At 66.2% G+C, this 15,853-nt stretch carries 15 protein-coding genes; 10 read left to right on the top strand and 5 right to left on the bottom strand.

Going from position 1 to position 15,853, the window contains the following annotated elements; genetic code table 11:
* Positions 1-32: 32 nt before the first annotated feature.
* The 9 genes from murA (at position 33) to ACFX5Q_RS15920 (ending at position 10,650) form a co-directional block, all read left to right on the top strand.
* Positions 33-1,289, top strand: coding sequence for a UDP-N-acetylglucosamine 1-carboxyvinyltransferase (gene murA / locus ACFX5Q_RS15960; RefSeq protein WP_404279446.1), 1,257 nt, complete (start codon positions 33-35; stop codon positions 1,287-1,289).
* Entirely contained in the window at positions 1,286-2,176 is an 891-nt protein-coding gene (locus ACFX5Q_RS15955; RefSeq protein WP_404279444.1) for a BadF/BadG/BcrA/BcrD ATPase family protein, read from the top strand. The genes murA and ACFX5Q_RS15955 overlap by 4 nt, the downstream gene beginning before the upstream one ends.
* 183 nt (positions 2,177-2,359) lie before the next feature.
* Positions 2,360-3,283 carry an N-acetylmuramic acid 6-phosphate etherase gene (murQ, locus tag ACFX5Q_RS15950; protein ID WP_404279442.1) on the top strand — a complete coding sequence of 308 codons (924 nt, stop codon included), beginning with the start codon at positions 2,360-2,362 and terminating at the stop codon, positions 3,281-3,283.
* 101 nt (positions 3,284-3,384) lie between these two features.
* Positions 3,385-4,908: an ABC transporter substrate-binding protein gene (locus tag ACFX5Q_RS15945; protein WP_404279439.1), complete on the top strand. Its 1,524-nt coding sequence runs from the start codon at positions 3,385-3,387 to the stop codon at positions 4,906-4,908.
* 34 nt (positions 4,909-4,942) lie between these two features.
* A complete protein-coding gene (locus ACFX5Q_RS15940) occupies positions 4,943-5,902 on the top strand; it encodes an ABC transporter permease (RefSeq protein ID WP_404279437.1) in 960 nt (319 codons plus the stop codon).
* Positions 5,902-6,741 carry an ABC transporter permease gene (locus ACFX5Q_RS15935; RefSeq protein ID WP_404279435.1) on the top strand — a complete coding sequence of 280 codons (840 nt, stop codon included), beginning with the start codon at positions 5,902-5,904 and terminating at the stop codon, positions 6,739-6,741. Before ACFX5Q_RS15940 ends, ACFX5Q_RS15935 begins: the two co-directional genes overlap by 1 nt.
* Positions 6,738-8,486 carry an ABC transporter ATP-binding protein gene (locus tag ACFX5Q_RS15930; protein WP_404279433.1) on the top strand — a complete coding sequence of 583 codons (1,749 nt, stop codon included), beginning with the start codon at positions 6,738-6,740 and terminating at the stop codon, positions 8,484-8,486. The genes ACFX5Q_RS15935 and ACFX5Q_RS15930 overlap by 4 nt, the downstream gene beginning before the upstream one ends.
* A gap of 37 nt (positions 8,487-8,523) precedes the next feature.
* Positions 8,524-9,528 (top strand): serine hydrolase domain-containing protein, encoded by a 1,005-nt coding sequence (locus ACFX5Q_RS15925; RefSeq protein ID WP_404279431.1) that lies wholly within the window; start codon positions 8,524-8,526, stop codon positions 9,526-9,528.
* A 6-nt stretch (positions 9,529-9,534) separates the two neighbouring features.
* Positions 9,535-10,650: an anhydro-N-acetylmuramic acid kinase gene (locus ACFX5Q_RS15920; RefSeq protein WP_404279429.1), complete on the top strand. Its 1,116-nt coding sequence runs from the start codon at positions 9,535-9,537 to the stop codon at positions 10,648-10,650.
* Here the strand turns inward: ACFX5Q_RS15920 and ACFX5Q_RS15915 are convergent.
* Together ACFX5Q_RS15915 and ACFX5Q_RS15910 are read right to left on the bottom strand one after the other, a co-directional pair.
* Positions 10,647-11,072 (bottom strand): GNAT family N-acetyltransferase, encoded by a 426-nt coding sequence (locus ACFX5Q_RS15915; protein WP_404279427.1) that lies wholly within the window; start codon positions 11,070-11,072, stop codon positions 10,647-10,649. The genes ACFX5Q_RS15920 and ACFX5Q_RS15915 overlap by 4 nt on opposite strands.
* Before the next feature lie 72 nt (positions 11,073-11,144).
* A complete protein-coding gene (locus ACFX5Q_RS15910) occupies positions 11,145-12,335 on the bottom strand; it encodes an MFS transporter (RefSeq protein WP_404279425.1) in 1,191 nt (396 codons plus the stop codon).
* 48 nt (positions 12,336-12,383) lie between these two features.
* On the opposite strand from ACFX5Q_RS15910, the gene ACFX5Q_RS15905 reads away from it, so the two are divergent.
* On the top strand, positions 12,384-12,923 hold the full coding sequence (locus ACFX5Q_RS15905) for an Lrp/AsnC family transcriptional regulator (RefSeq protein WP_192183143.1): 540 nt from the start codon (positions 12,384-12,386) through the stop codon (positions 12,921-12,923).
* Positions 12,924-12,925: 2 nt separating this feature from the next.
* Here ACFX5Q_RS15905 and ACFX5Q_RS15900 read toward each other — a convergent pair whose 3' ends face one another.
* The 3 genes from ACFX5Q_RS15900 to ACFX5Q_RS15890 all read right to left on the bottom strand — a co-directional run bounded on the left by ACFX5Q_RS15900 (position 12,926) and on the right by ACFX5Q_RS15890 (position 15,732).
* Positions 12,926-13,414 (bottom strand): nucleoside deaminase, encoded by a 489-nt coding sequence (locus tag ACFX5Q_RS15900; protein WP_404279423.1) that lies wholly within the window; start codon positions 13,412-13,414, stop codon positions 12,926-12,928.
* 84 nt (positions 13,415-13,498) lie between these two features.
* Positions 13,499-14,785, bottom strand: a complete 1,287-nt coding sequence (locus ACFX5Q_RS15895; protein WP_404279421.1) for a D-tagatose-bisphosphate aldolase, class II, non-catalytic subunit — start codon at positions 14,783-14,785, stop codon at positions 13,499-13,501.
* The gene (locus tag ACFX5Q_RS15890) at positions 14,782-15,732 is read right to left on the bottom strand and encodes a sugar kinase (RefSeq protein WP_404279419.1); all 951 of its coding nucleotides are present in this window, start codon (positions 15,730-15,732) and stop codon (positions 14,782-14,784) included. Before ACFX5Q_RS15890 ends, ACFX5Q_RS15895 begins: the two co-directional genes overlap by 4 nt.
* Positions 15,733-15,853: the final 121 nt, after the last annotated feature.

Below are 15,853 nucleotides of genomic sequence, written 5' to 3'. Positions count from 1 at the left end.
GCCGATGCGGGAGCGGCCGGGACCGAAGAGCCATGGACAGATTGCGGATCGTCGGCGGACAGCGGCTCGAAGGCGCGGTGACGATCTCGGGCGCCAAGAACGCGGCGCTGCCGCAGATCGCGGCGGCCCTGCTCAGTCCGTACCCACTGGAGCTGACCAACCTGCCCGCCGTCACCGACGTGGAAAACATGCTCGGCGTCGTCGGGCTTCACGGCGCCGTGGTCACCAGATCCGCCCATGCGGCGACGATCGACACCAGGGCCGCCGTTTCCAAGGAGACCTCCTACGACACGGTCCGAAAAATGCGCGCGACGGTGCTGGTGCTCGGCCCGCTGCTTGCCCGCTTCGGCCATGCCAGGGTGTCGCTGCCCGGCGGCTGCGCCATCGGTGCGCGGCCGGTCGACATGCATATCGCGACGCTCGCGGCGTTGGGTGCCGATATCGGCATCGAGGGCGGGCTGATCGTCGCCTCTGCGTCGAACGGCTTGCGAGGCGCGCGTATCGTGCTGAGCTCGCCCTCGGTCGGCGCGACCGAAACGGCTATGATGGCGGCGACGGCGGCGAAGGGCGAAACCGAGATCCTCAACGCGGCGCGCGAGCCGGAGGTGGCGGATCTCGCCGCCTGCCTCAACGCCATGGGCGCAAAGATCGAGGGCGTAGGCACGCACCGCATCCTGGTCGAGGGCAGCACCAGCTGGCGTGCCGCCACGCATGACATCATCCCCGACCGCATCGAGGCCGGCACCTATGCGGTGGCGGCCGCCATCACCGGCGGCCAGCTCGAGCTGACCCATGCGCGGCTGGAGCAGATGGCATCGGTGGTGCAGTTGCTCGAGGCGGCCGGGGTGAAGATCTGGCCGGGCGACCGCGGGCTGATCGTATCGCGGGATGGACCGCTCACGGCGGTCGACGTCACCACCGAGCCCTATCCGGGTTTTCCGACCGATCTGCAGGCGCAGTTCATGGCGCTGATGTGCTGCGCCGACGGTGCCTCGCTGCTGCGCGAGACGATCTTCGAGAACCGTTTCATGCATGTGCCGGAACTGATGCGGCTCGGTGCCAACATCAAGCTGCAAGGCACGATGGCGCTGGTGCGCGGCGGCGAGCGGCTCAAGGGCGCGCAGGTGATGGCGACCGATCTGCGCGCCTCGGTGTCACTGGTGCTGGCGGCGCTGGTGTCGGAAGGCGAGACGGTGATCAATCGCGTCTACCACCTCGATCGCGGCTATGAGCAGCTCGACCGCAAGCTGCGTCTTTGCGGCGCCCATATCGAGCGGATCAGCACATGAGCGCCGGCGCGGCATCGCCGCAGTTTTTTCTCGGCGTCGACGGCGGCGGCACCGGCTGCCGTGCCCGCATCGAGGACGAGGCGGGAGGTGTGCTCGGACAAGGCCTGTCTGGCCCGGCGACGACACGGCTCGGCATCAATGAGGCCTGGGCCTCGGTTGCCCGAGCTTTTGCTGCGGCGATCGAGGAAGCCGGTTTTGGATCAGCGGAGATCGCCTGCATCCATGCAGGCATCGGCCTTGCCGGCATCGGCCGCAAGGGCGCGCTGGATGCGCTCAGGGCGATCGCGCATCCGTTTGCCAGCATCGCCTTCGTCAGCGACGGCGTCGGTGCCTGCCTTGGCGCGCATTCAGGCCAGGACGGCGCCATCGTCATTGCCGGCACCGGCTCGATCGGCCTCGGTTTCGTCGAGGGGCGCGATCTGCGCGTCGGCGGCTACGGCTTTCCGATCTCCGACGAGGGCAGCGGCGCGGCTCTGGGGCTGAAGGCGGTGCAGCTCGCCCTGCGCGCGCATGACGGAAGGCACGAGCGGACGGCGCTGCTCAGCGAGGTCATGCAGCGCTTCAAGGACGACCCGATGGAGGCCGTCGCCTGGATGGACCGCGCCACCGCGACCGACTACGCCGCCTTCGCCCCTATGGTGATCCGTCATGCCGACCAGGGCGATGCGGCCGGGCGGCGCATCGTGCAGAATGCCGCCGAACAGGTCGACACATTCGTGCGGGTGCTGTTCGACAAAGGCGCGCCGCGGGTGACGCTGCTCGGCGGCCTGTCCAGCCCGCTCGAGCCCTGGCTTTCGCCCGATGTGCGCCGCCGTTTGAAACCCGCCGACGGCGACGCGGTTTCGGGGGCGATCATCCTCGCCAAGAAGTCGCTCGATGACCGATAGTTCGGATCGAAGGAGGAATATTATATTCCAATAACTCGTTGACACTTAGAATATCCAATTCTAAAAAGTTAACGAAGCGGAACCCAAGCAGCCAACACGGGAAGCCAATGCCACTGCCGGCACTGGTCAAGGTCGTGCGCTGCGTCACATTCCTGCTGACGGCGGCGTTTTGAAAGCAAGTGGATGAGCGAACACGGCCTGATGTCCGAGCTGGAACGGCTGGTTTCCGAAGACCGGAACCCCCGGACGATGGACATCGACCTGCTGCCGACAGTCGATGTGCTGCGCCGGATCAATGACGAGGACAAGGGCGTCGCGGCCGCTGTCGAAAAGGTCATTCCGCAGATCGCTTCTGCCGTCGACCGGATCGTGCAAGCCTTCCAGAAGGGCGCGCGGCTGATCTATCTGGGCGCCGGCACCAGCGGCCGGCTGGGCGTTCTCGATGCGTCCGAGTGCCCACCGACCTTCGGCGTTCCCGAGGATATGGTCATCGGCCTGATCGCCGGCGGCACTGAGGCGCTGGTGCGGGCAGCGGAAGGCGCCGAGGACGATCCGAAACAGGGCGTCAGGGATCTGCAGCATATCAAGCTTACAGCGGACGACGTCGTGGTCGGCATCGCGGTCAGCGGCCGCACGCCCTATGTCATCGGCGGCCTGAACTACGCGAGGGAAGTCGGCGCGACGACGGTGGCGCTGTCCTGCAATCCGCGCTCGACGATTGCCGGCATTGCCGACATCGCCATCTCGCCGGTCGTCGGCCCCGAAATCCTCACCGGCTCGACGCGGCTGAAGTCGGGCACCGCGCAGAAGCTGGTGCTCAACATGCTGACCACCGCCAGCATGATCCGCATCGGCAAGAGCTACCAGAATCTGATGGTGGACCTGAACCCTTCCAACAAGAAGCTGGTCGCCAGGGCGGTCAGGATCGTCATGCAGACGACCGGCTGCACGGCGCAGGAGGCGCGCCATGCGCTTGAAGCAACCCGCAAAGACGTGAAGCTGGCGATCCTGGTGGTGATCACCGGCTTGGGGGTGGAAGAGGCGCGCGCGGCACTCGCCAAGGCCGGAGGGTTCCTGCGCAAGGCAATCAGCGAAAGGACGGTGTGAAACCGCAAGGAGATACTGGGCCGACATTCCGGGGCGCGTGCCCCTTTGAAGCGGTCCGGCGAACTGCAAGGCATCATTTTCGACAATAATGGGAGACGACAATGGTACAGCATCTCACCAGGAAACTGCTCTCAGGCATGACGCTCGCTGCCATGCTCGGCATTGCGGCGGTGCCGCTGCAGGCAAGTGCTGCGACGCTGCACATGGCCTGGTCGCAGGACGCCACCGGGCTTGACCCGCACAAGCAGACCGCCTTTTCGTCGCTCAGGCTGCTGGAGCTGATCTACGAGCCATTGGTCCGGGTCGATGCCAGCCTGCAGATCGTACCGGCCATCGCCGATTCCTGGCAGTTCTCGGCCGACGGCAAGGAACTGACCTTCAAGCTCAATCCGAAAGCCAAGTTCCAGAATGGCGCCACTGTCACCTCCGCCGACGTGAAGGCCTCCTTCGAGCGCATCCTCGACGAGAAGACCGGGGCGGCGGCGCGTGCCAATTTCCTGTCGATCGCCAGCATCGACACGCCCGATCCGGCGACGGTGGTCTTCCATTTGTCGCAGCCGGACGTGCCGATCCTGACGGCGATGAGCGACGTCAACGCGGCCATCGTTCCGGCGAGCGAAATCACCGCCGGTTCGATCGGCACGACGGCGATCGGTTCTGGCCCGTTCAAGCTCGACAAATGGGATCCGAATGCCAAGGAGGTGCTCAGCGCCAATAAGGATTGGGCCGGCGGCGCCACCGGCGTCGATGGCATCGAGATCAGCGTGCTGCCGGACGAGACGGCGATCCTGGCGGCGATGCGGACCAAGCAGATCGACTTCGCGCTGCTCAACGACCCGCTCGTCGCCACGCTGGTGCCGAAGGAGGCCAGCCTGCAGCTCAACCGCGTGCCGGTGCTTGCCTATCACGTGCTGCAGCTCAACCCTTCGCGCAAGCCGATGACCGAGTTGAAGGTGCGCCAGGCGATCTCCTGCGCCATCGACCGGCAGGAGGTGCTGGACACCGCTTCGCTCGGCGAAGGCAAGGTGACGGGACCGTTGACCATCCCTTCGCTGGCCACCGATCCCAGCCAATTGTTCTGCTACAAGCGCGACGTCGAGAAGGCCAAGAAGCTGATGGCCGAAGCCGGCTTTGCCGACGGCTTTTCGGCGACCGTGATTGGCGCCACCGGCGAGCCGCCGACGGCGGCGGCGGAGGCGCAGGTCATCCAGTCGCAGCTCGCCGAAATCGGCGTCAAGCTCGACATCAAGATGATGGAGCTCAACGTCTATGTCGACGCCTGGCTGAAGGGCGATTTCGACATGGCCGTGGCGCTCAATGGCGGCAGAGCCGACCCCTACACAATGTACAACCGCTACTGGACCAAATCGGGCAATCTGCAGAAGGTGGCGAACTATATCGACGACACGCTGGACAGCCAGATGCAGCAGGGCCGCGCCGAGACCGACCCGGCCAAGCGCAAGGCGATCTTCGCCGAGTTCGAAAAGCACCTCGCCGAGGTTTCGCCGTGGATCTGGCTCTACACCTCCTACAGCTACACGGCGCAGCAGAAGAACGTGGCGGGGTTCGTGCCGACACCGACCGGCACGCTGTTCAGCCTGAGCAAGGTCACGATCCAGCAGTAGCGGCCAAAGTGAGCGGACGAGAGGTGTTCTTCGCGTGACCTATCTGCTGCGACGGCTGGCGGTGTTTCCTCTCGTTTTGATCGGCGTCTCCATCGTCGTGTTCGTGGCCATCCGGATGGTTCCGGGAGACTCGATCACGGCGATGCTGGGGACCGAGGCCGGTCTTTTGACGCCGCCGCAGCGCGATGCGCTGGCCGCCTATTTCGGCATCGACCAGCCCTGGTTCGTCCAGTACGGGCGCTGGCTGCTCGGACTCGTGCAAGGCAATCTCGGCATCTCCCCCACCTATGGAAAGCCTGTGCTCGACGTCATCCTCGAGCGCTTCCCGCTGACGCTCGAACTGGCGCTGCTGTCGATGATCATCGCCCTTGTCGTCGGCGTGCCGGCGGGCGTCTTTGCCGCCACCCGCAATGAGAAATTCTCCGATCTCGGCGTGCGCATCGCCGCCATGATCGGCCAGTCGACGCCGAACTTCGTGCTGGCGCTCTTGATCATCTACACGCTCTCGGCCGGCTTCGGCGTGCTGCCGGCGATGGGCGAATTCTCGCCGCTCTGGCGGGATCCGCTGCGCAATCTCGGCCAGCTGATCCTGCCCGCGATCACGCTCGGCTTCGCCTTCGCAGCCTCGGTCACCCGAATATCCCGCTCGGCCATGCTCGACGTGCTCAGCGATGACTATGTCAGGACCGCCCGCAGCAAGGGCGCCTCGGCCCGCACCGTCATCTGGCGGCATGCGCTGCCCAATGCGCTGATCCCGGTGGTGACGCTCAGCGGCATCGAGTTCGGCTATCTGCTCGGCGGCGCCGTCATCGTCGAGCAGATCTACGCGCTGCCCGGCCTCGGACGGCTGGTGCTCGATGCGATCCTGCAGCGCGACTATGCGCTGGTGCAGGGATGCGTGCTGTTCATCGCCTTCAACTTCATGATCGTCAATCTCCTGGTCGATCTCGCCTATGTCGCGCTCGATCCGCGCATCCGGCTGGGAGAGCATTGATGCGCGTGCTGAGCGCGATCTTCGCGCATACCAGCGGCCGCATCGGCGGTTTCATCGTCGGGCTCTATCTGCTGCTTGCCGTGCTTGGCCTGCTTGGGCTGACGCCGCACAATCCGCTGATGCAGTACCGCATAGACCGGCTGCATGCGCCCGACGCCACTTACTGGATGGGCACCGATTTGTTCGGCCGCGACGTGGCGAGCCGGCTGATGATGGGCATCGGCCAGTCGTTCATCGTCGCCATTTTCTCGGTCGCCTTTGCCACCCTCGCCGGCACTGTTCTGGGGCTGGCGGCAGCCTGGTTCGGGCGCCGCTGGGACGGCATCGTGATGCGGGTCATGGATGTGCTGCTGGCCTTCCCGGCGATCCTCCTGGCGCTGCTCATCGTCGCCGTCGCCGGGCCGGGAACCTCGACCAGCATCATCGCCATCGCCATCGTCTACACGCCGATCTTCACGCGCGTCGTGCGCGGCCCTGCTTTGTCGCTCAAGGCGCGCGAATTCGTCGACGCCGCGCGCACTTTCGGCAGCAGCTCGAGCTACATCCTGACGCGGCATCTCCTGCTCAATTTGGTAGCGCCGCTGACCGTGCAGGTCACGCTGGCGCTGGCCTGGGCGCTGCTGACCGAAGCCGGCTTGAGCTTCCTTGGGCTCGGCACGCAGCCGCCCGCCGCATCGCTCGGCCTGATGCTGAGCGACAGCCGCAATCTGATGGAAACCGCACCCTGGCTGATGATCTTTCCGGGCATCGCCATCATGATCAGCATCCTCGGCTTCAACCTGCTTGGCGACGCCTTGCGCGACATCCTCGATCCGAAGATGCGGAGGGCGATCGCGTGACCCCGCTGCTCTCCGTCTCCGATCTCAGCGTCGGCTTCGGCCGCAAGCCGCAAGCCAATGAGGTGGTGCGCGGGGTCAGCTTCGAGCTGGCCGACGGCGAGACGCTGGCCATCGTCGGCGAGAGCGGCTCGGGCAAGTCGGTCACCGCACTGTCGATCAACCGCCTCGTCGACTTTGGCGGCGGCCGCATCACCGGCGGCTCGATCAGGCTCAAGCGTGCCGACGGCAGCATCTTCGACCTGACGACGGCGACCGAGCCGCAGCTGACGAAGATCCGCGGCGCCGAGATCGGCATGATCTTCCAGGAGCCGATGACCTCGCTCAACCCGGTGCTGACCATCGGCACGCAGATCGCGGAATCGTTTCGCCTGCATCGCGGCCTGACCGGCCGCCAGGCGACGGCGGCGGCCAAAGATGCGCTCGACCGCGTACGCATCCCCGACGCGGCGCGGCGCCTCAAATACACGCCCAACCAGCTCTCCGGCGGCATGCTGCAGCGGGTTATGATCGCCACAGCACTCGCCTGCAATCCGCGCCTGCTGATCGCCGACGAGCCGACGACAGCGCTCGACGTCACGGTGCAGGCGCAGATCATGGCGCTGCTTGCCGAGCTGAAGCGCGAAACCGGAATGTCGATGATCTTTATCACCCATGATATCGGCCTCGTCGCCGGCATCGCCGACAAGGTGATGGTGATGCAGAACGGAGAGGCGGTCGAACAGGGCGGACTGAACCAGATCCTCGACCATCCACGGCATGCCTACACGCAGCATTTGCTGCACGCGGTGCCGCATTTCGCCAGCGGCCGCGCGACGCGCTCGGATGGGTCGCGTGTCAAGGCGCAAGACGCCGGGCCGGCGCTGAAGGTCGACGGGCTGGTGGTGCGGTTCCCGGTCAAGAGCGGGTTCTTCGGGCGCGCAACCGGCGCGGTGCATGCGGTGGACGGCGTCGATTTCGACCTGATGCAAGGCGAGACGCTGGCCATCGTCGGCGAGAGCGGTTCCGGCAAATCGACCACGGCGCGCGCGGTGCTGGGGCTGGTGCGCTCGACGCGGGGTACATTCTCTGCCCCCGCTCGGAAGGTCGCGGCCGGGCAGAGCGCGCTGCCGATCCAGATGGTGTTCCAGAACCCCTATGCCTCGCTCAATCCGAGGCTTTCGATCGCGAGCATTCTTGCCGAACCGGTGATCGCCACCGGCGGCCGCGTGGATGTGGAGACCCGCGCGAAGATGACGACTTTGCTCAAACGCGTCGGCCTGCCGGAAAACAGCCTCGAGCGCTATCCGCACGAATTTTCTGGCGGCCAGCGGCAAAGGCTTTGCATTGCCCGGGCGCTGATGCTCAACCCTTCCGTCGTCGTGCTCGACGAAGCCGTTTCGGCACTCGATGTTTCGGTGCAGGCCAGGGTGCTGGAGCTGCTGGTCGACCTGCAGCGCGAGTTCGGTTTGGCCTATCTGTTCATCTCGCACGACATGGCGGTTGTGGAGCGCATCGCGCACCGGATTGCCGTGGTCTATGCCGGCCAGATCGTCGAGATCGGTGACGCAAAATCCGTGCTGTCGGCGCCGAAGCATGCCTACACGAAGAAGCTCATCGCGGCCGTTCCGACCATCGAACGGCGCCGCGAGCGTTTCGAGCTGGACACGCGGCAGGTGCCGTCGCTGGTAAGGCCGTTGGGATTCGAGCCGGCTCCGGCGAAATGGCAGCAGTTCGGGACGGACCATAGGGTGAGGATGGAAGCGTGAGCACGGCGGATCGCCCACTTTCGAGCGGAGGCCTCCATTGACCGCCCTCGCCCAGCTTTTCGACTGCGCCTTCGCCCCTCTCGAAACAGCGGTGAACGAGCGCCGCATTCCGGGCGGCGTGCTTGGCCTGGTCGACCGCGACGGCGCCCGCATCGTGCGGGCTACCGGCCTTGCCCAGCGCGTGCCCGATGCCAGGCCGATGCATGAAGGCACCTGGTTCGATCTTGCCTCGCTGACCAAAGTCATCTTCACCACGCCGCGCATCCTCAAGCTGGCGGAGGACGGCGTCATCGACCTCGACGCGCCGCTGATTTCGGCCCTGCCCGACCTTCGCCAATATGACGAGAAGGCGTGGGAGCGGAAGGCGACGTTTCGCCAGTGCCTCGGCCACCAGACGCCCTTCCCCGCCGTGGCGCCGATCTACACTTATGGCCGCGATCCCGACCTGCTGCGCGCCTTCATCCTGCAGCGCGAATGGCAGGCCGGCTTGCCCGTCTATTCCGACATCAACTTCATCCTGCTCGGCTTCGCGCTGGAGCGCCTGACGGGGAAAACCCTCCGCGCCATGGACCCAGGACCGGGTTTCGCCTTCTCGGCAGCATCGGATCAGGCGGCGGCGACGGAGGACTGCACCTGGCGCCATCGCGTACTCTCAGGCGAAGTGCATGACGACAATTGCTCGGCGCTTCAGGGCGCCGGCCATGCCGGCCTTTTCGGCACGGCGGACTCGATCCTCGATTTCGCGCAAGAGCTGCTCACCGGAACCAGCACCTCGCCGGCCTCGATCGCGCTGATGCGGACGCCGCTCTCCGCCACCCGCACCCATGGCTGGGAGCACCCTTATGACAACTGGTCCGGCGGCAGGCTGTGCAGCCCCGGCACGATCGGCCATACCGGCTTTACCGGCACCGGTCTGTGGATCGATTTCGACAAAGGCAGGGCGTGGACCTTGCTCACCAACCGGATCCATCCGACACGTCATTTCGACAGCGGAATCGCGACGCTTCGCCAAATGGTGGGCGATCTCGTCAACGGAGGCTAGGCACTTATGGAACCAATCTGGGCCGTCGGCCTGATGACCGGCACCGTGCTTGACGGCAATATCGACGTGGCGCTGATCAAGACCGACGGCGAGCGGATCGCCGATTTCGGCACCTATACGCTGGCGCCCTACCCGCAATCGATCCGCGCCCTGCTGGAGGAGACGCTGCGCCAGGCGCGGGTGTGGAATTTCACCGGGCCGGAGCCGGCGATCTTCCGCGAGGCCGAGGAGGCGCTGACGCGGGCGCAATCGGCGGCGGTCAAGGACCTCGTCGAAAGCCATGGTCTGACCATGGCCGATATCGGCGTCGTCGGCTTCCACGGCCAGACCGTGCTGCATCGCGCGCCTGAGGTCGGCCGGCTCGGCCAGACCCGCCAGCTCGGCGACGGCGAACTGATGCACGCCATTCTGGGCACCAAGGTCGCCTACGACTTCCGCTCGGCCGACATGCGCGCCGGCGGACAAGGCGCGCCACTGGCGGCCGCCTACCACACCGCGCTGCTGCGCGCGGCGGATGCCAGCGGCGACATGGCGGTGCTCAATCTCGGCGGCGTCGCCAACATCACCTGGTGGGACGGCAAGGACAATGTAGTCGCCTTCGACACCGGGCCGGCCAACGCTCCGCTCAACGATTTCATCAAGGCGAAGGGGCTCGGCGACATGGACCGCGACGGCGCGCTGGCCCGCGCCGGCACGGTGGACGAGGCGCGACTGGCCAATTTGTTGCAGCACCCGTATTTGACCAAGCCTTATCCGAAATCACTCGACCGTTTCGACTTCGGCGCGGCGATGGCCGACAGGCTCAACGCCGAGGATGGCGCCGCTTTGCTGACGGCCTTCACCACTGCTGCCGTCGGCAAGGCACTCGACCTTTTGCCGCATCGGCCAAAGAGACTGGTGGTCAGCGGCGGCGGCCGTCACAACCCGACGATGATGGCGATGCTCGCCAGCCGCGCCGGCGTCGAGGCCGTGCAGGCCGAAACGCTCGGCTGGAAAGGCGACGCGGTCGAAGCGGAGTGCTTTGCCTTCCTGGCGGTGCGCGTGCTGCGCGGCCTGCCGATCAGCTTTCCGAGCACGACCGGGGTGCCGCAGCCAATGCGCGGCGGACGGCTGGCGGGTTAGCCAGCCAGCTTCTTCTGCAGGAAGATGCGGCTGCGGCCGATGGGAAAGTCGGGCAGCGCGCCGAACGGCTGGTAGCCCTGGCGCTCATAGGCCCTGGCCGCCTTTGGATTGAAGGTGTCGATCCAGGCGCCGTGGCAGCCACGCACGACCGCTTCCCGCTCGGCCGCCTCCAGCATCTGGCCTGCCATGTGCTGGCCGCGCAGCCTTTCGTCGACCCAAAGCCATTGCACGAAGAGCCAGCCCCAGGCGGTGTAGCCCGAAATGCCGGCGACGACCTTGCCATCCTCGCCGCGCACGAAGACTGCGAGTGCCTTGCGCCTGGACGCGCCGACATCGCCGTCGTTGAAGGCCGTCAGCCGCTCGCCCAGGAAAGCGAGATCCTCCGGCAAGGGATCGGCGGTGGTCTCAAGCGTCGTCTTCATCGCAGGCCCGGCTCGGATAGCGAGCCAAACCTGTAGCGAAGGACGGGACGAGGACGCAAGCCTTGCAGCCGCTTACGCCCGGATGGGCGATGGCGAACGCCAGGCCGCCGCCGAGGCGGCGACCAGCATCAGCAGTGCAGCGACAATCGCCGAGGCGGCAAAGCCGAAGCCGGTGTAGAGCGGGCCGAAGCCTGTCGTGCCGACAAAGACGGCGAAATAGGTCACCGCGCTGTTCAGGCCCATGATGGTGCCGCGCCGCGATGGATCGAGCGCGGTGAGCCGCATCACCAGCACGTTCAGGCCGAAATGGTTGGCAAGGCCCCAGACCGCCACCATCGCCAGCGTCAGGCCGAAGCTGCCGCTTGCCGCGGCAATCGCGACATAGACGACCGCGACCAGCAGATAGGCGAAAGGCATGACGCGGCGCGCGCCGAGGCGATCGATGACGCCGTCGAGAAGTGCGGCCGCGCCGAAGCCGGCACCATAGGCAAGTGCCGCCCAGCCATTGGCACTGACCGGCCGGCCCAAGCCGCTGTGAAGGTGATCGCCGAGATAGCCGTAGACGCCATAGAAAGCGGTCATGAAGGCGGCGCAGGCGATGAGCAGCGGCACGATGCCGGGAACGGCCAAGGCGCCGAACGGCGTCGGCGCCGGACCGCTCTTCCTGCTGTCGCTGAGCGACGTCAGCATCAGGCCGGCCAGGGCAATGGCGGCAAGCACCGCGACCGTGCCGAAGACGGCGCGCCAATGTACGAGATCGGCAATCACGGCCGACAGCGAGACGCCGGCCACCATGGAGAGCGTCCAGCCGGTCAGCACAACGCCGATCGTGCCGCTCTCGCGACCGGGCGGCGCGATCGCCGCCGAACTGGCGTAGATCGCCGGCATGGCGATGCCTGCGGCTATCCCCGCAACGAGCTGGGCGGCGACCAGCGCCGTCACGGTCGGCGCCGCGGCACTTGCGACCAGCCCAATCGCCAGCAGCAGCAGCGCCCCCTGCAGCATGCGGCGCGCACCGATGCGATCGATGTATCGCGCCAGGAAGAGCGCGCTGGCCGAGGTGCCGAGCCCGAAGGCGGCGGATGCTATCATCACCCCCGGCACGCTTGCGCCGAACGATGCTGCCACGGCCGGCGCTATCGGGCCGAGGACCAGCGAGTTCGAGCCGATGACGGCGATGCATCCGGTGAGCAGATAGGCGATCGCCGGGATCGGCGGCCGGGGCGCCGCTGCGAAAATTGCTGATTGATCACTGTTCGACATACGGCCATAATGGCCGAATGAAGTTCAGCATCAACAAGGAATTTCCATATGGATGAAGAAACAGATGGCATTCAGCGGAACCGGCCGACGGCCCGGGACGTCGATGCGACGGACCGAAAGATATTAGGCGTTCTGGTCGACGACGCGACGATCAGCTACGCTGATCTCGGCGATCGGGTCGGCCTGTCGCCGCCGGCGGCGCACGAACGGGTGAAGCGCCTGCGCCGCAGCGGCGCCATCCGCAGCACCGCGGCGATCATCGATCCCAAGGCGGTGAAGAAGCCGCTGCTCGCCTTCGTGCATATCGACACCAAGGGCTGGGGCAAGACGCCGGAGCTGATGGCGGTTTCCCAATATCCGGAGGTCGAGGAGATCCATTCGGTGGCCGGCGACACCTGCATGCTGCTCAAGGTGCGCACCGAGGATACACGCGCGCTGGAGGGCCTGCTGTCGCGCCTCTACGAGACGCCGGGCGTGACCTCGACGCGAAGCTATGTCGTGCTGTCGACCTATCTCGAGCGGCCTGTTCAGCCGGGCATCACAACCGAATGGCCGACGCCAAGGCACATGGCTCAGCCGCTGTACTAGAGCTATTTGTCTTTCCAGAAATCGGCCTGGAGTTGCGCCGCTTCATCGGCAAGCAGCGGCCCGACGACTTCGGTCGGACGCTGCCCAGCTTCGAAGACGATCGTGCAGGGCAGGTCGAGTGTGGGATTCTCGTCGTGTGCACCGGTCAACGCCTTGAGGTCATGTTCGCTCTGCCCAAAGACGACCCGTCCGATGCCTGCCCAATAGATTGTCCCAGAGCACATCGCGCAAGGTTCGGCCGACGTGTAGAGTGTGCAAGAGGCCAGCTCTTCGAGGCTGAAATTCATCCCCGCCCACCGGGCCAGCAGACTTTCGGCATGAGCGGTGCGGTCGCCCCCTCCGGATTTGTAACCGTTGAGTTGCTCGCGCAACACATTGCCGTCCTTGTCGGCGAGGAGCGAACCAAAGGGATGTTCGCCAGCATCGCGGGCCTTGCGCGCGACTTCGAATGCCTGACGGAGCAGGCGCTCATCATAGAGGCGTTGTGGCATCGGCAGATCCTCCGGCAGTGCCGCTTGATCATGTGCCGAACAATCCGCCGACTCAAGTCGGCAGATGGAACGGGCGGTGGGCCGCTACTGCCCGGTCGCGCCGGCATAGATATCGAGAACACGGGTGATGCTGCCGATCAGCAGTTCATGTGCTGAAGGTTTGACCCGGCCCGCCGCAACCGCCGCATCGAGCTTTCCAAAGTATTGGCCGATCAAGGTGCGGGGGATCTCGCGGTCGCCCAGCGCATCGAGCAGCGCCTGGGTCGCGCGCTGCGCGTCCGGCGCCGGCCAGTAGTAGCGAATGCGGTCGCTGAAGGAGAAATGCCGCTCGATGCGCTGCTCGTCGGGTGTGCCCGGATAGTATTTGCGCCAATTGTCGGGCGCGGCCAGCATGATGCGTTCCATCGCCGCCGGCAGGTTTTCGCGCGACGGGTCCGGCGCAAGCACGTCGGCGATGTGGCTCAGCCCATAAAACGCCTCGCGCAGCGCGAAGGTGAGCCAGGGGCCGACCTTGAGGATGGCGAAGCCGTCGCGCACCAGAGCACCTAGTGCTGCGTCCGGCTGGTAGTCGGTCGAATGCGCTTCGAAGACGAATTGTGGCATGCGGTCCAGCACGGCGACCAATTCCGTCGCCATCTGCGGCGCATAGGCGATGATTTCGGCATTGCCGAATTCGACGCCGGGCTGGACGACGACGCCGACCGCACGGGCAAAGGCGGCATCGAGGCCGGCGCGCGAAAATGCCTGGCGGTGGATCTCGACGGTGCGCAGGGCGTCATCAGGCTCGGTGACATGCATATGGTCGAGCGCTTCGAGCGCGCCGCCCGGCACCGGTACTTCGGTGCCGATGATGTAGACCGGCTTCTCGCCGCCAATGCGTTCGACCGCTGCCTCGGCGACGGCGGCAAGCTCGGCGGCGCGGGCAGCGATGGTCTCGTCGGCGAGCGCGGCGGGATCGTCGGCGCAGGCCATGCTGGTGTCGAGATGCAGCTTGGTGAAACCGGCGCCGGCATAGGCGTCGATCATCGCCTTCGCCTTCGCCATCGCCTCGGCGGAAGGAAGATGCTTCCACGGATTGGGACCGAGATGGTCGCCGCCGAGGATCAGGCGGTCGAGCGGAAAGCCGGCCTCTTGGGCATGGCCCTCGACGAATGCGCGGAAGCCGGCCGGCGTCATGCCGGTGTAGCCGCCTTCGTGGTTGACCTGGTTGCAGGTCGCCTCGATCAGCACATCGGAGCCGCGCGCCGCGCCGTGGCGGAGCGTCGCCTCGATCACCAGCGGGTGCGCCGAGCAGATTGAGGCGATGCCGCCCTTTTCGCCCGAGGCGCGCTTCGCCGCGATGCCGGCAAATCTCTGCGTCGCGGCGCTCATGACTGGCCTCTCCCGGCGGTGGTTGCGAAGGCCTCGACCTCGGCCAGCGGAAAGATACCTTCCATCGGCCCCTTGCGGGTGACGGCGAGCGCGCCGCAGGCATTGGCGATCCTGAGCGCCTCGACTGGAGCCGCGCCGCGCAGCCAGAACGAGACAAAGGCAGCGCCGAAGCAGTCGCCGGCGCCGGTCGGATCGACCTCGTCGACGGCAAAGCCCGGCAAGGCAACCGTGCCGTGACGGTCGTGGTAGGCGGCGCCATCGGCGCCCTTCTTGAGGACGATGCAGGACACGCCGCGCTGCAGGAGGTCATCGACCGCGCCCTTTTCGTCGCCGGCCGATGAAAACAGGAACAGCTCGTTGCCGCTCGGCAGGAAAACGTCGGTTTGCTTGAGCACCTGGTCGAGCGCCTCGCGCATGCCGGAGGCCTGCATGATCTCGCGGCGGATGTTGGGGTCGAAGGACACGGTCCCGCCCTTGGCCTTCACCGTCTGGATCGCCAACAGCGCAACCTCGGTGGCGCGGTCGGAAAACAGCGACGAGCCCATGACATGGACGTGGTCGGTGCCGGCCAGCATGCTCTGCGCGGCTGCATCGATCCCGACCAGGCCGGCGGCGCTGTTGCGGATGTTGAAGACAAAGTGCCGACTGCCGTCGGCCCGGTAGGTGACGAAGGCGGTGCCCGTCGCATGGCCCTTGTGGACCGCGATCGCCGACACGTCGGCGCCCAGGGTCCGCAGCCGCTCGATGTTCAACTGGCCGAAATCGTCCTCGCCGACGGCGCCGATCAGGCCGGCGGGCTGGCCGAGCGCCGCGGCCTGGCCGATGAAGATGGCGGGCGCGCCGGACGGATAGGGGCCAAGCAACGGACCGGGCTCGAGAAAGCTCTGGCCGATGCGCTCGGCCATGATCTCGACGAGGATCTCGCCGGCTGAGACCAGCTTCTTCATCTCGCGGAATTCCTCCCGGCGTTTCGCCCCAGTCTGACTTGGCGACCTGTCAGCCGCGCAGCTCTGCCTGGCGGCAACCGATATGAGGAGTCAATACGGCTTGCACTTTTTTGCGTCAATT

The organism is Mesorhizobium sp. IMUNJ 23033, assembly GCF_044778005.1.
GTDB classification, from domain to species: Bacteria; Pseudomonadota; Alphaproteobacteria; order Rhizobiales; family Rhizobiaceae; genus Mesorhizobium; species Mesorhizobium amorphae_A.
The sequence above is the reverse complement of the archived record's forward strand: the minus strand, read 5'-3'. Positions and strand labels throughout refer to the sequence as shown.